This is a genomic window from Tundrisphaera macrotermitis (genome assembly GCF_051175315.1).
Taxonomy (GTDB): domain Bacteria; phylum Planctomycetota; class Planctomycetia; order Isosphaerales; family Isosphaeraceae; genus Tundrisphaera.
Map to the genome: position 1 here is coordinate 4,266,630 of NZ_CP195100.1, position 14,346 is coordinate 4,280,975.

The window sequence follows — 14,346 nt, forward strand, 5'->3', positions numbered from 1 at the left end:
CGGAAGGTCATGACCGTTGCGTCATCCGAACCGACTGTTGACCTGGGGAATGGCCGCCGCGCTGCTGGCCTTCGGGGTGTCTCCGGCGCCCGACGGGCCGCCCCGGGCCGAGGCCCCGAAGACGTCGGCGGTCCCGTTCTTCCTGGACGTCCCGGCCGACCGCGAGACGTTCTGGAACCGCTTGCTGCGGCCCGACTTCGTGGTCGTGGATGGCGCCGAGTTCCAGGGCCTCCGCGATCGCGAGGCCGCGAAGCCCCCGGGCGGCACGAGGCCGCCGATCATCCTGTCGGTGGCCGCCGCGGGGCGGGTGGATGGCGACTGGGCCCGGCTTTCGATCGCCTTCGGGATCGTGGTCGAGCGTGACGGCCCGGCCTGGGCCACGGTCCGGCTCGACGGCCTGACGCTGGCGAGGGCCTCGGTGGGCGGCAAGGATATCCCCGCCCGGGTCGGCGAGGATCGGGCCTGGCAGGTAGAGCTCCCCGGGCGGGGCGAGCACCTCGCGACGATCGAGGTCCTCGCCCCGGTCCGGGGCGCCGCCGACTCGCGCCGGCTCGACCTGGCGATCCCGCCCGCCGCCTCGACCCGGATCGACCTGGACGTCCCCCGCGACGTCCTGACCGCCTCGACCGCGGCCAACGAGCCGATGGCCGTCGCCCACCCGGGCGGGTCCGACGGCCCGGCCTCGCGGATCTCGGCGCGGCTCAACCCCCGGGCGAAGCTGGAACTCGTCTGGCGCGAGCGGGCCAACCCCGCCGTCCTCCTGCCGACGCTGCTGGCCGTCCAGGGGGAGATCGCCCTGGAGGTGGAGCGCGGGTTCCTCCGGACCCGGAGCCAGTGGATCGTCTCGGCGGTCCGGGGCTCGGTCGACCGGATCTCGTTCCGCGCCGGGCCGGGCGAGGAGGTCCTGGACGTCGAGGTCGACGACGAGCCGGCGGTCTTCGAGGGGCGGGCCGAGGCGGGCCGGCTGGTGGTCCTGATCCCGCTGGACGAGCCCCTCCGGCCCGATCGCCCGAGGCGTTTGCGGGTGACCGCCCGGCGGGCGATGGCCTCGATCGACGCGACCCGGGTCACCTTCCAGGGCTACCCGTTCGACGAGGCGAAGGTCCAGACCGGCGTCCTGGCCATCAGCCGGGCGGGGCCCCTGTTCCCGGTCCCCACGGCGGGCCGGGGCCTGCGGCGGATCGACGCCCGCACCGAGCTGCCCGAGCGGCTGCGGGCCCGCCCGGACATCCTGATGGCCTTCGAGTTCACCGCCCAGCCGTTCGAACTCGGCCTCCAGATCGAGCCCGAGCCCCCCCTGGTGCGGATCGACTCCCGGGCCACCGTCACCCTGGAACCCCAATCGGCCCGGGTCGATTCCCGGTTCGACTGCCGGGTCACGCAGGGGCGCCCCTTCGAGCTGTCGTTCCTGATCCCGGAGGGCCTGGACCTCGAATCGGCCGGGCCGCCCGAGGTGGTCGAATCGTCCCGGGTGGTGGCCGAAGGCCCCGCCCCGCCCCCGGGCTCGCCGCCGATCGCCGGCGCCCGGGTGCTGACGATCGCGCTGGCCCGGGCGGCGCGGGAGGCCGAAACCTTCCAGGTCTCCCTGAAGGGCAGGGCGGAGATCGACGCCGGCCCGCCGGTCTCGATCCCCCTGTTCTGCCCGCGCGAGCCATCTTCGGGCAGCGTGGTGGTCGTGGGATCGCGCGACCTGGCCATCGAGCCCGGCGACGGGCGGCCGTCCCCCTTCCAGGTCAACTGGGGCGCGGTGCCGCCCGGCTGGGCCTGGCCGGGCGGCGCGGCCCCCCCACCGGAGGCGTCCCTGCTCTGGTTCCGCCACGACGCCGGGGCCCGGGATCTTCCGCTCCGGATCACGGCCCGCCCGCTGTCGCTGCGGCACGGCTCCGCCACGACGGCGACCATCGATCGCCGGGGGGCCGACGTGGTCGATGACATCGAGGTCGCGGTCGCCCACGGGGCGATCTCCGGCCTGGACGTGATCCTGCCCCCCGAGGTCCCGGACCGGTGGGAGGTGGACGGGGTCGACCTGGCCGGCCGGGACCCGATCGGTCAGGAGCCGGACGGCTCGCGCCGCCATCGGCTCCGCTTCGCCCGGGAGGTCTCCGGCGGGTTCCACCTCCGGTTCCGCTATCGCCTCCCATTCGCCGAGCCGGTCGCCCAGGGGCGCGACGGCTCGTTCCGCCTGGCGACGATCCGGCCCGCCGAGGGGACGTGCACCGGGCGGCAGGCCCGGCTGGCCTCCCAGCCCGGCCTGGCGATCGAGGCCCAGGCCCCGGGGTGGACCGCCGAGCCGCCCGAGCCCGCCGCCCCGGCGGAGGCCGGCCCCTCGACCCGCCGGGTCCTGGAGCGGGCCGACGATGCCCACGCGCCGATCACCGTCATCGCCCGGGCCGAGGTCGCCGTCCCGCTGCCCGCGACGATCGTTTCGCGGGCCTGGATCCGGACCCTCCAGCGCTCCGACGGCGACCTGGAGACGGCGGCCTGGTTCCGCGTCGAGTCCCGGGACAACGCCGTCTCCGTGGCGCTGCCCCCCGGCTCCCGCTGGATCCGGGCCCGGGTCGCGGGGGCCGAGGCGGTCGCCAACGACATCGAGGTGCTGGACGCCGACCGCTATCGCATCCGGATCGCCCCCGGCGTCAACCCGGGCCCGACCCTGGTGGGATTCGAATACGTGGTCCCGGCCGCCGCCAACGTCGGCCCCCTCCTGCCGCCGGTCATCCTGGGCGATGCCGTGGTCCAGCAGACCTGCTGGGAAGTGCAGGTCATCGGCACCCGGGTCGGGGTCGGGGTCCCGGCCGGCTGGACCGACGAGAACCAATGGTATCGCGACGGCGTGATCTGGAAGCGGAGGCCCTGGAAATCCTCGGCCGAGATGGCCGCCTGGGTGGCCGGCGCGGACACCTCGCCGGCGACCCCGCACGACCTGGGCTCGGGGGAATCCTACGGGCGGCACGGCTACCTGTTCAGCCGGGCCGGATCGTCGGCGCCCCTGCCATTCCGCATCGAGTCGAGGTTCGCCCTGGTCGCCATCTGCTCCGGCCCGGTGCTGGCGATCGGGCTGCTGGTCCTCGCCCGGAGGCCGCCCCCCCGATCGCTCGCGATCCTCGGGCTGATCCTGGCCTTCCTGGCCGGGACGTTCGGCGAGGTGAGCGTGATCCTCCTGGTCCTGCAATCGGCGAGCCTGGGGCTGATCCTGCTGGTCGCCGCGGTCGTCATGCAACGCTTGATCGCCCGGGGCGACGTCCCGCCTCGCCCGGCGGCCGCGGCCCGGATGGTGGTGAGCCCATCGGCGGCGTCTTCCCCGCAGGGGGAACCCGACGAGTCGACCGTGATCCGCGCATCGAGGCCCGCCGATGCGATGTCGACCGCCGACCATCCCGCCTCGGATCCGGCCTCGATCACGAGGAAAACCCCGATCGCCCCGTCCACCGCATCACTGGGCCCGCAATGAGCCGACCCCGGCCCCGCAAAATTCCGGCCCGGCCCGTCGCCCTGGCCTTCGCCCTGCTCGCCGTCGCGATCGGCGGGGGCGCGGACCTGCCGGAGATCGTCCGGGTGCGGGTGCCGTCGGCGAAGGTGTCGTCGCTGTTCCCCCCGGGATCCGACCTCCGGGTCCTCCCGTTCGACCAGTTCGAGGACCTGATCGGCCGCGCGGCCGCTCGGCCCGGTCCCGCCCCCACGCCTCGGCTGGCGCGGGCCCTCCACGCGGCCCGCTGGGAGGACGGGATCCTGTCCGGGCGGTCGGAGCTGGTGCTCGGCCCCACCCCGCCGCCGGGGCCCGGCCTCGTGGTCCTCGACCCGTGGTCCCCCGCCGTGACCGGGGCCGGGGACGGGGCGAATCCCCGGGCCACCCCCGATGGCCGGCTCGCACTCCAGGTCGGCCCGGGCTCGCCGGGATCGGCGGCCCTGGACTGGAGGCTCCGCGCCCGGACCGGGTCGGAAGGGCGGGTCTTCTCGTTCGACCTGCCGGACGTCGAGGCCTCCCGCCTGGTCCTCGACCTGCCCCCCGACCTCGTGCCGGAGCTGGACGTCGGCAACCGGCTCGGGCCGACCCCCGGGCCCGCCCCCGGCCGCCTGCTCTGGGCCTTCGAGGCGGCCCGGGGCCGGATCAACCTGCGGCTCCGCGAGGGGTCCGGCCGGGAGCCCGGCGGATGCTGGGTCGAGGGGATCGTCCGGATCGACCTGGCCGCCACCCCCACCAACTGGCGCGGGGACTGGACGGTCGTCCGGCCGATGGAGGCATCCGGCCCCCTGATCCTGGAACTCGACGCGGGCCTGGAACTGGTCGAGGTGGCCGGGCCACGGGTCGCCGCGTTCCGGGCGGAGGACGCCGGGGCATCGACCCGCGTCGTGGTCACCCTGGCCGAGGAAGGGGAGATGACCTTCCCGCTCTCCGTGGTCGCGATCGCCCGGGCCCCGGCCGAGGGAAGGTGGTTGGTCCCTTCGGCCCGGTTCCCCGGCTCGGTCTGGATCGGCGACCGCGTGGCGATCCGCCCGGATGCCGGCCGGGTGATCGACGCCTGCGCCGAACGCCAGGGCCGTCGGGTCGCGGCCCGGCCCGAGGACCCGTTCGAACGCGATGCGGTCGTGTTCGAGTCGGACCTCCAGGGGCATGTCGCCGAGATCACCTTCCGCCGCCCCGTCCCCGACGCGGTGGTCGAGGTGCGGGGGATCCTGAGCCTCGGCGACGGTCCGCCCCGGCTCGAAGCCGCGACCACCTGGACGATCGCCGGGGGGAAGATCCCGGATCTGGTCATCCCGCTGCCGGCGGGCTGGGCCATCGATCGCGCCACGGGGGCCGACGGCGCGGCGGTCCCCTGGCACGCCAGCCTCGACGCCGGCGGGGCCTCCCGGATCCAGTTCCCCCCCACGGCGATCGGCGATGCCTCGAAGCCCGCCCTCCTGACCGTGTTCGCCACCGCGCAGGGCGCGGGCTCGACCGGGCCGATCGACCTGCCCCGCATCCGGCCGGCGGCGCCCGGCGTCCGGGTGTCCGACGAGGTCTGGACGGCCGACCTGGGCCCCGGCCTCGCCATCCGCCCCCTGGAGGCCGAGGGCCTGGCCTGGATCGACGCCCCGGCCCCCGCCCGGCCCACGGTGCCATCGCCGCCCCGGCCGGAGGTCGCCCGCGAGCCCCTGGCGTGGCGCTGGACCGGCGACGACGAGGCCCGCGCCCGCGTCGAACGCGAGCCGGACCGGCCCGCCCCCCGCGCCGACCTCCGGACCGTCGCGACGGTCGCGGCGGGCCGGCTCCGGGTCGACTGGACGATCGCCATCGACGCGACCGACGAGCCGGTCCGCTCGATCGCGCTGCACGACGACGGGACGAACGACCTGTCGCAGGCTTGGCGATGGGCCGAAGCCGCCGGGCCGGCCATCGAGACGCGGCCGGTCGATTCGGTCGATCGCCGCGAGGCGGGATTCCCGGCCGGGGGCCGCACCTGGGTCGTCGAGTTCACCCCGCCCCTGAAGGGCCGGGGCGAGTTGAAGGCGCGCATCGAACGCCCCTGGGACGGGGGCGGCCCGGTGCCGATCCTGGGCCTGGATCGACGGTTCCGGCCCCGGGGCCTGGTCGCGGTCGACGTCGAGGCCTCGGCCAGGGTCCGGGTCGACTCGACCGGCTTCGTGGCGATCGACCCGCTGTCGAGCCGGGCCGGCGACGCGGGGCCCGGCCCGCTCCATCGCCGGGCGGCGTTGCTGGTCCGCCGCTCCCCCGAGGCGTCCGTCCGGCTCTCCGCCGAGCCCGGGGTGCCCGACCCGGCGGGGGGCCTGATCCGCGAGGCGACCCTGACCACCCAGGTCTACCCCGGCAGCCGGTCGCGCCATCGCCTCGACCTGCGGATCGCCAACGACTCCGCACGGTCGATCGCGCTGACCATGCCCCCCGGCTCGGAGCTGGATCGGGTCCGCCGGGACGGATTGGCGATCGCCGCGACCCCCGCCGGCCGCTCGATCTCGGTCGCTCTCCCCGCCCCGACCGCGACCCGGCCCACCTGCATCCTGACCCTCGACTACCGGACCGACGAGGGCGGGAAGACGGCCCGGATCGATCCCGTCGGGCTCCTGCCGACGTGCTCCTTCGGGTGCCTGTCGCTGGTCTGGGAGTTGACCCTGCCCGCCCCCTGGGAGGTCGGATCCGCCGGGCCGGGCCTGACGGCCGTCGCCCCCCGCCCCGATCCGTCGCGCTGGTCGCGATGGCTCGGCGTCGCGGCCTCGGACGCCGAGACACCGGCCCGGGCGGCATCGGCGGAGGGACGGGCGGCCATGCTGCGCGATCTGGACGCCATCGCCGAGGGGATGACCCCCGGCGAGACGGTTTTGGGCGACTACCTGATCCGGCTCGACGCCGGGCGCCGGCCGGTGGTGGTCGACCGCCTGTCCCTGGCCGATGCCGGGCTGGGCCCGCGCTCCCGGCTCGACCTCGGCGAAGACCCCGGCCCCGCGCTCGCGACCCTCAAGGCCCTGGGCCTGGAGGTCGAGCCGGTCGGGGGCGATCTCCTGATCCGGGGCCGTGCCGACGCCGCCCGACCGCTCTCCGGCGAGGAGGCAGACCGGATCCATCGGGCCGCGACGACCCGATCCGACGAGGCGGACCGCTACCAATCGGCCTCGCGGTGGTGGGGCGAATCGACGCCCCGCGCCCTGTCGGTCGGCGAGACGGCCCAGTCGCGCGCGGACTCCGCCGGCTGGCGGACCTGGCGGTTCGTCTCCCCCCGCTGGCCGACGCCGGGCCGGTGCGGCGTCGAGATGATCGATGCCCGTCGCGACGCCTGGATCGGCTGGACGATCGCCGCGGCCGCGCTGGCGACGGCCATCGCGATGCGGGGCGGGTCGATCCGGCGACGCTGCGTCGCGCTGGCGGCGGTCGCGCTGGCGGGCACGCTGGTCATGGCCTGGTCCTGGCCCGAGCCGTCGCCGGTCGCGTCCGGCCTGGCCCGGGGCGCGCTGGCCATGATGGCCTGGTGGGCCGGCCGCCTCGCCATCGCCCCGCCATCATCCCTCGGGGGCGGCGGCACGACCCGGCCGACCGGGACGCGTGCCCAGGGCTCGACCCGCCTGGCCGGGATTCTGGCCGTCCTGATGCTGTCGACCGCCTCGCCGGCCGCCGATCCGGCGGGCCCCGCCCCGATCCGGGTCGTCCTCCCCTACGACGGCCCGCCCGACCCCGACGCGAAGCCCGACCGGGCGGCGATGCTCCTGGCCGACTTCGACCGGCTGACCCGCCTGGCCCGCCCCGAGGCCCCGGCCCCGTCGCCTTCCGCCACGCTCACCGCCGCCCGCCACGCCGTGACCCGGGAGGCGGAGGGGCGGGTGATGGTCGAGAGCCAGTATGACCTCTGGGCGGAAGGGGAAGGGGAGGTCGCCTGGCCCCTGCCCATCGGGCCGGCCCGCGACCTGGAGGCCACGGTCGACGGCAAGCCCACCCCGCTGACCATCGCCGCCGACGGCTCCGAGGCCCTGGCCCCGCTCGGGGGCCCCGGGGCGCACGCGATCCGGTTTCGCCGCTGGGTGCCCCTCGCGGCGATCGGCAACCAGGGGGAATACGCCCGGGTGCCGATCAACCGGGCGGCGTTCGCCCGGATCATGGTGGCCCGCGACGCCCGGGCCCATTGGGTCGAGATCCCCGAGTCGCCGGGCTCCCCGAGGATCCTCGATGCGGGGATCGAGGGGACGCTCGGCCCGGTCGGGCAGCTGGAAGTCCGCTGGTATCCGGAGCCGAGGCCCGACGCCTCCTCGTACGGGCGGGCCGTCGAGATGGCCGCCCTGTGGGACATCCGGCCGGCCGGGAACCTGGTGCGCTACCGCCTGACGCACGACGAGGAAGACGGGGTCTCGACGATCCGACTGGCCCTGGACCCAAACCTCGTCGTCCGAGAGGTTTCGATCCCGAACCTGGTGGCGACCCGCCGCGAGGGGACGCCGTCCCGCCCGGTCTGGGTCGCCCACGTCGACCCGCCCTGGCCCCGGGGGGTCGCGATCGAGGTGGCCGCCTGGAAGTCCGTCGCCCGCGATGCGGCCGAACGCCGCCCGCCCCGCGTCGGCCCGGTCGGCGCGACCCAGGTGCTCGGCACCCTCTCCCTGCGACGGCCGGCCGACTGGTCGGGCCGGTTGGCGATCGAGGGCGGGCTCGTCCCGTCGGCCGAGGCGTCCGCACTGAAGGCGTGGGGCATCGCCCCGAACGGCGATCGCCTGATCCCGTCCGGTACGGCCCGATTCGAAGGCCGCCTGCCCGCCGTGGCGGTCGCGTCGGCGCCCATCCCGGCGAGGCGGACCGCGAAGAACCGGGTCGTGGTCACGCCCCGCCCGGGCCGGCTGGACGCCACCATCGAGGCGGCGATCGTCGACGTCGAGGGGCATGCCTATGATGCCGAGGCGGCGTTCCCGGCCGGATTCCGGATCCTCCGCGTCGAGGCGGATGGCCTGACCTCCTGGCGACAACCGGCCGCCGACCGCATCCGGCTCCGGTTCGACGGGCCGCCGAAGCCCGACCGCTCGGCCCGGATCACCGGCTTCCACCCCCTCAAGCTCGACCCGTCGCGGTCCTTCCAGTGCCCGATCCCCTGGCCGACCTGGGAGGATGCGGCGGAGGAGCCCGGGACCCTGGTGGTGGCCGGACCGACCCGCTACCCGGTCGCCCCCGACGGCGGCGTCGTCGTCGCGACCGCCCCGACGCCCTCGGATGTGGCCGCGGGCCGGACGACTTTCCGGGTCGAACGCCCCGCGAGCCTGGCGCCGATCCGCTGGACTTCCCCCCCGGCGCGGGTGGATATCGCGATCGACAGCGACCTGACCCTGTTCCCCGCCTCGGTGGCCTGGACGGCCGCGATCCGCTGCAACGTGTCGGGAGGGCCGGCCGAATCCCTGACCTGGACCCTGCCGACCGCCTGGGCCCGGGAGGCCCGCCTGGAAATCCTGGGGCAAGGCCATCGCCTGGACCTGGAGACCGACGGCGACTCCACCCGCTGGACGGTCGTGCCCGACCGGCCGATCTGGGGCCGGGCCCGGATGATCCTGAGATCGTCGAGGCCGTTCGAGCCCGGCACGGAATTCCTCTTCCCCAACCTCGCCCCCCTGGCGACGCCCGGCCGGGGGTCGATCGGCCGCTACGACCTGGGGATCGCCAACGTGTCCGGCCTGCCGCTCGAGGTGGCCGGGTCGCCGGGGCTCCGGGAGGAGGACGCGGCCCGGCACCGCATCGAGGAGTCGCCGCTGCCGGCCGGGCCCGCCGATCGGGCTTTCCAGGTCTCGGGCGAACGCTGGTCGCTCCGCTTCTCGGCGGGGAGCGAGGACGACACGGGCCGCGACCCCGGCGACCCGCCCGGCGCCGAGGTGCTCCAGGCCCTTGTGGATTGCTCGCTCGGGTCCGACGGGCAGGCGTCGGGGCGTGCCACCTACGAACTGGCGAGGCGGCCGGCCCCGTTCCTTGCCGTCCGCCTCCCCGCGGGCAGCCACATCCCCTGGGCCTCGGTGGACGGGAGGATCGTCGCGGCGATCCGCGACGGCGAGGCCCGCTGGCTGATCCCGATCGGCGCCCGGCCGGCCCGTCGCGCCTGCGTGGCCTGGCAAGGGCCGCCCGTCCCGAAGGATCGTGCGGGACGCGGCCCGGCCCCGCTGATCCTGCCCGCGCCGGAGCAGGAGGACGTCCCGACCCTGGTCACGACCTCGGCACCCGGGTCGATCGTCGTGACGACCGGGCCCGGCCGGTTCGAGCAGATCACCGGGTCGACGTGGGATGTCGAGGGGGCCGAGCGGCTGGCCCGGATCATCGTGGATGGCCTGGCCGAGTTCGACCGCGAATCGGCCGCCGACCGGGAGGCGATGGTCGCCGACCTCGTCGCCTTCGAGTTGAAGGCGCGGGCGCTGGACCGGGCCGAGCCCCCGAGGACCACGGCCGATCGGTCGATGGTCGAGGCGAGGGCGTCGCGGATGCTGGCCGCCCGGACCTCGATCGCCGAGGCGACCCAGGCCACCGGCCTCGACGACCTGATCCAGGAGGCCCGGATGATGGTCGGGCTGGCCGCGATGGACGACGAAGCCTATGCCGAGGCGGCCCCCTGGCCGCCCGATACGATCCGGATCCGCCGGATCGGCACCACCTCCTACTTCCGGGGGACGACCCCGTCGGCCGACCGCCCGACCGGGCTGATCACGGTGGCCGGACCCTCCCCGGCCCGGCTCCGGCCGGGCGGCGGGCTGTTCGCCGACCTGGCCATCGGCCTGGGCCTGACGATCGCCCTGCCGTGTGCCCTCCTCGGGCTGGCCCGACCGGGGCGGCGGGCGGCATGGGCAGCGATCGGGCTGATGGCCCTCGGCCTGCTGGCCGCGAGCCCGGGCCTGGGGGTGGCCGCCCTGGCGATCGGGCTGATTGGCCGGGCCGGCGATTGAGCCGGCGCGCAAGGGCGGGGGCCGGCCCCGGGTGAGGACGGCCCCCGCATCGGTTTCGCCGGGTTCGGGCGATCAGGCCCGGGAGAACAGCTGCTCGATCGGCTTGCCGCCATCGACGACCTTGATCGGCCGGCCGCGCGGGGTGGTGTAGGAGGTGCTCTGGTCGATCCCCATCCCCTTGGCCATCGAGGCGACCAGGTCCATCACGCCGACCGGGTTGTCGGTGATGTCAACGCCGTCCTTGTCGGTCGCGCCGATGGCCCGACCGCCGACCATGCCGCCGCCGCCCATCACGACCGACCAGCTGCGCGGCCAGTGGTCGCGGCCGGCGTTCTGGTTGATCTTCGGGGTGCGGCCGAACTCGCCCATCCAGACGACCATCGTGTTCTCCAGCAGGCCGCGCTGGGCGAGGTCGGCAACCAGCGTCCCCATGCCCTTGTCCAGCTCGGGCAGGAGGCGGTCCTTGAGCGTGGTGAAGGCGTTGGCGTGGGTGTCCCACCCGCCGAGGGAGACCTCGACGTAGGTCACGCCGGCTTCGACCAGGCGACGGGCCATGAGGCAGCCCGAGCCGAACGACCCCTTGCCGTAGGCATCGCGGACGGCGGCCGGCTCATCGGCGAGGTTGAAGGCCCGGGTGTAGCGCGAGTTCATCATCCGCAGCGTCTTGGCGTAGACCGACTTGTGATCGATGGCGCCCTGGCCACGCTTCTGGGCGACGAAGTTCCCTTCGGTCATGCTGAGCATCTTGACGCGGCGGTCCATCCGCAGCTCGTTGACGCCGGCCGGGGGCTCCAGGTTGGCGATCTTGCTGTTCGGGTTGTTGACCACGAACGGGGCGTGCGCCATGCCCAGGAATCCCGCCCCCTGGCCCGATGAGTTGATCGAGATGCAGTGGGGCAGGTCGAAGTTGTCCAGCTTCTCGCCCAGCTCGTAGGAGAGCACCGAGCCGAACGCCGGGTGGACGACGGTCGGGTTGGGGGCGTAGCCCGTGTGCATCATGTACGAGCCGCGGTCGTGATTGCCTTCCTTGGAGTTCAAGGACCGGATCACGTTGAGATGCTTCATCTCCTTGGCGATCGTGGGCAGGTGCTCACAGATCTGGATCTCGGAGGAGGAGGTGGCGATCGGCTTGAATTCGCCGCCGTTCCGGTCGCTCTCCGGCTTCAGGTCCCACGTATCCATGTGGCTGGGCCCACCGCCCATCCACAGGACGATCAGGCTCTTGTTGTTCTTGCGAAGCTGCTGCGCGTTGGCCTGCATGGCCCCGGCGAGCTGCATCGCGGGGATGGCCATCGCCGTGGTCGCCATGTGCCCCATGAAGTGGCGGCGCGACATTCCGGCGGGGACGATGAGGCGGTCGGACATCGGACGGAACCCCCGGTTTGCCTCTCGGGCGAGGCGGCCCATGCCGGGGCGCCGCCGACGGGCGGCGCCCCATTCCCCGATCAACCTAGCGATTCAGCACGAATTCGTTGGAGTTGAGCAACGCCCAGAACATGTCTTCCATGACGTTGATGGTGTCGTAGTTGTTGGAAAGATAGGCCCGGGCCGTGTCCAGCTCGCGCCGGGTCGGGGACCGGCTCAGGGCGGCCATGTAGAGGGCGTTGACGACATACCCTTCCACCGACCCCTTGGCCTGGAGCTGGGCACGGTCCAGGAGGTCGCGGAGGAAGCTGCCGTTCTTGCCGCCGACCGCCTTTTCCATCAGCTCGCCGTTCATCATCATGAGGGCCTGGGGGATGGTCCCCTGGAAGCTCGACCCTTCCTCCCCCTCGTCGTTGGCGAAGGCGAAGATGAACTGGCCCATCCAGGCGTCGCGGCGCTTGGTGTTGTCCTCGCCGCCGCCGGCCTTGTGGGCGGCCGTGGCCACGATCAGGGAGTCGAACAGCTGCTCGGGCGACATCGGCTTGAGGGCCATGTGGCTGAACAGGGTCTCGTCCTTCTCGTTGTCCTTGGTCGCCTGGCTGGTGAGCTGATAGGCCTCGCTGTTCATGATCCAGCGGATCAGGTTCTTGATGTCGTAGCCGCCGTCGCGGAACTCCTGGCCGAGGCGGTCGAGCAGCTCGGGATGGCTGGGCGGGTTGTGGTCGCCGAAGTCGTCCACCGGCTGGACGAAGCCCCGGCCCATGAAGTGGCCCCACATCCGGTTGACGAACGCCTTGCTGAACGCCTCGTTCTTGGGCTCGGTGATGAAGTCGGCCAACGCCTTGCGGCGATTGACGTCCTTATCCTGGCTGATCTTGCGGCCGTCCAGGAAGGTCGGGAAGGCGATCCCCAGCCGGGCGTCGCGGCGCTCGAACGAGGCGAATTTGTCGGTCGGCACGTCGCTCAGCAGGGTGTGGTCGTACTTCTCGGTCCCGGCGGCGTCGGCCGCCATCACGTCCTGCTTCTTGAGGCCCTTGTAGAAGGCGTTGATGCCCCAGAAGTCGGCCTGCTTCCAGTCGTTGGACGGGTGGTCGTGGCACTGGGTGCACTGGATCTGCTGGCCGAGCAGGACCCGGGTCGTGATCGACGTGAGGTTGACGGCCCCCTCGTCCATGTGGGCCAGGGTGAAGTTGACCGCGCCGTTCTCCTTGTTCGAGCCCTCGGCGACGATGAGGTCGCGGGCGAACTCGTTCCAGGGGCGATTCTCGGCGAACCCGCGGCGGAACCAGGCGGTCAGGGCGTCGGGGTCGACGTCGCGATCCGGCCGCTTCCGGCCCAGGAGCGTCACCTTCCACAGGGTCGCGAAGTGCTTGGGATAGTCGGGCGACGCCAGCAGGTAGTCCACCAGCTTGGCGCGGCGGCCCGGGTCCTTGCCGCTGGCGAGGAAGCTGGTCGCCTCCTTGATGTTCGGGATCCGGCCCAGGACGTCCAGGTAGGCCCGGCGGAGGAATTCCTCGTCGGTGGCCGGGCGCGACGGCTTGATGCTGGCGGACTCCCATGACTCGCGGATCATGGTGTCGATGTAGTCGAGCCGGACGGCGGCGGGGGCGGGATTCGTCCCGGACTTGGGGCCGGCGGCGAGGCTCGTGGAGGCGGCGATCAGGGCGAGGCCGCCCGACACGGCCCACGACCAGCGGCGGAGACGATGCGGATTCATCGCCCTGCTCCTGTGGATGGCAACGGATTCGACCGAAGAATGGGCGAGACGAGGGCCGGCAGCGAATGCTCGGGACCGGACCGGTTCACGGTAAGGCACGGAAATCGCTGCGTCAAACGGAAACCCCGGCCGGCCCCATGGCGATGGGCATGAATGCGATCGTGTGACAACGCAGGGTCATTCCCAAGGGTTGTACTCGCGTGGTCCCTGTTCGTGACGCCGACCGCACGGAATGCCCCCTGGCACCCCGGCCACCGATCGTCTCGGGGATCATCGAGGACGCGACCCATGATCCAACCCCAAGGGCCTCGTAAGGTTTCGCGAGAGCGGACGATTCGGGCCCCCTGGCGACGGACGGGCTCGGTGATGTGGGTGACCCTGTGCGTCGCGATCGTCTCGCTCCTGATGCGCGGGTGTTCCAGGAGGATCCCCGACGCCGTCCTGTATGGGGTCTGGGCCCCCCTGGCCATCGTGATCGGGTCGCTTGGCTTCCTGATGGCACGCGGCTTCCTGTCCATGCTCGCGGAGACGGATCAGGGCCGCATGACCGGGATCTGCGGGGAATGCAAGGCCGGGTCGCTCCAGACGCTGGCCCGCGCGAGGCCGGGGCGGGCTCCGGTCTGGGTGGGATCGCGGTGCCGCAATTGCGGGACGACCTATCGTCGGGTGGACGGGCGGATCGTGGGCTTCCCCGCCCCGGTCCCGCCGGATCACCCCGATCCGCAGGGGATCGTGTTCGAGGACGCGGCGGTGGGGCCGCTCGGGATCACCTTCCTGGAAGAGCGGCATCGTGAGCTGGGGGCAGGGGGCGAACAAACCAAGTCCGGCCCGTGTCCGGACTCGCCGGGTTGATCCAAGGCTGAGGGAAAGGACGAGGT

General features: G+C 73.7%; 5 protein-coding genes. 3 read left to right on the top strand and 2 right to left on the bottom strand.

Annotation, left to right across the window (positions count from 1 at the left end):
- Positions 1-37: 37 nt before the first annotated feature.
- Positions 38-3,451, top strand: coding sequence for a hypothetical protein (locus TA3x_RS17215; RefSeq protein WP_435015889.1), 3,414 nt, complete (start codon positions 38-40; stop codon positions 3,449-3,451).
- Complete coding sequence (locus TA3x_RS17220; RefSeq protein ID WP_435015890.1) at positions 3,448-10,386, top strand: hypothetical protein; 6,939 nt, start codon at positions 3,448-3,450, stop codon at positions 10,384-10,386. The genes TA3x_RS17215 and TA3x_RS17220 overlap by 4 nt, the downstream gene beginning before the upstream one ends.
- 72 nt (positions 10,387-10,458) lie before the next feature.
- On the opposite strand, the gene TA3x_RS17225 is transcribed toward TA3x_RS17220, so the two are convergent.
- Positions 10,459-11,751 carry a DUF1501 domain-containing protein gene (locus tag TA3x_RS17225; protein WP_435015891.1) on the bottom strand — a complete coding sequence of 431 codons (1,293 nt, stop codon included), beginning with the start codon at positions 11,749-11,751 and terminating at the stop codon, positions 10,459-10,461.
- An 85-nt stretch (positions 11,752-11,836) separates the two neighbouring features.
- Complete coding sequence (locus TA3x_RS17230) at positions 11,837-13,468, bottom strand: DUF1553 domain-containing protein (protein WP_435015892.1); 1,632 nt, start codon at positions 13,466-13,468, stop codon at positions 11,837-11,839.
- A 363-nt stretch (positions 13,469-13,831) separates the two neighbouring features.
- On the opposite strand from TA3x_RS17230, the gene TA3x_RS17235 reads away from it, so the two are divergent.
- Positions 13,832-14,320 (top strand): hypothetical protein, encoded by a 489-nt coding sequence (locus TA3x_RS17235; RefSeq protein WP_435015893.1) that lies wholly within the window; start codon positions 13,832-13,834, stop codon positions 14,318-14,320.
- Positions 14,321-14,346 lie beyond the last annotated feature (26 nt).

Coding starts and splice junctions, on each gene's coding strand:
- TA3x_RS17220 (WP_435015890.1), top strand. CDS start 3,448: ATGAGCCGACCCCGGCCCCGCAAAATTCCGGCCCGGCCCGTCGCCCTG.
- TA3x_RS17225 (WP_435015891.1), bottom strand. CDS start 11,751: ATGTCCGACCGCCTCATCGTCCCCGCCGGAATGTCGCGCCGCCACTTC.
- TA3x_RS17230 (WP_435015892.1), bottom strand. CDS start 13,468: ATGAATCCGCATCGTCTCCGCCGCTGGTCGTGGGCCGTGTCGGGCGGC.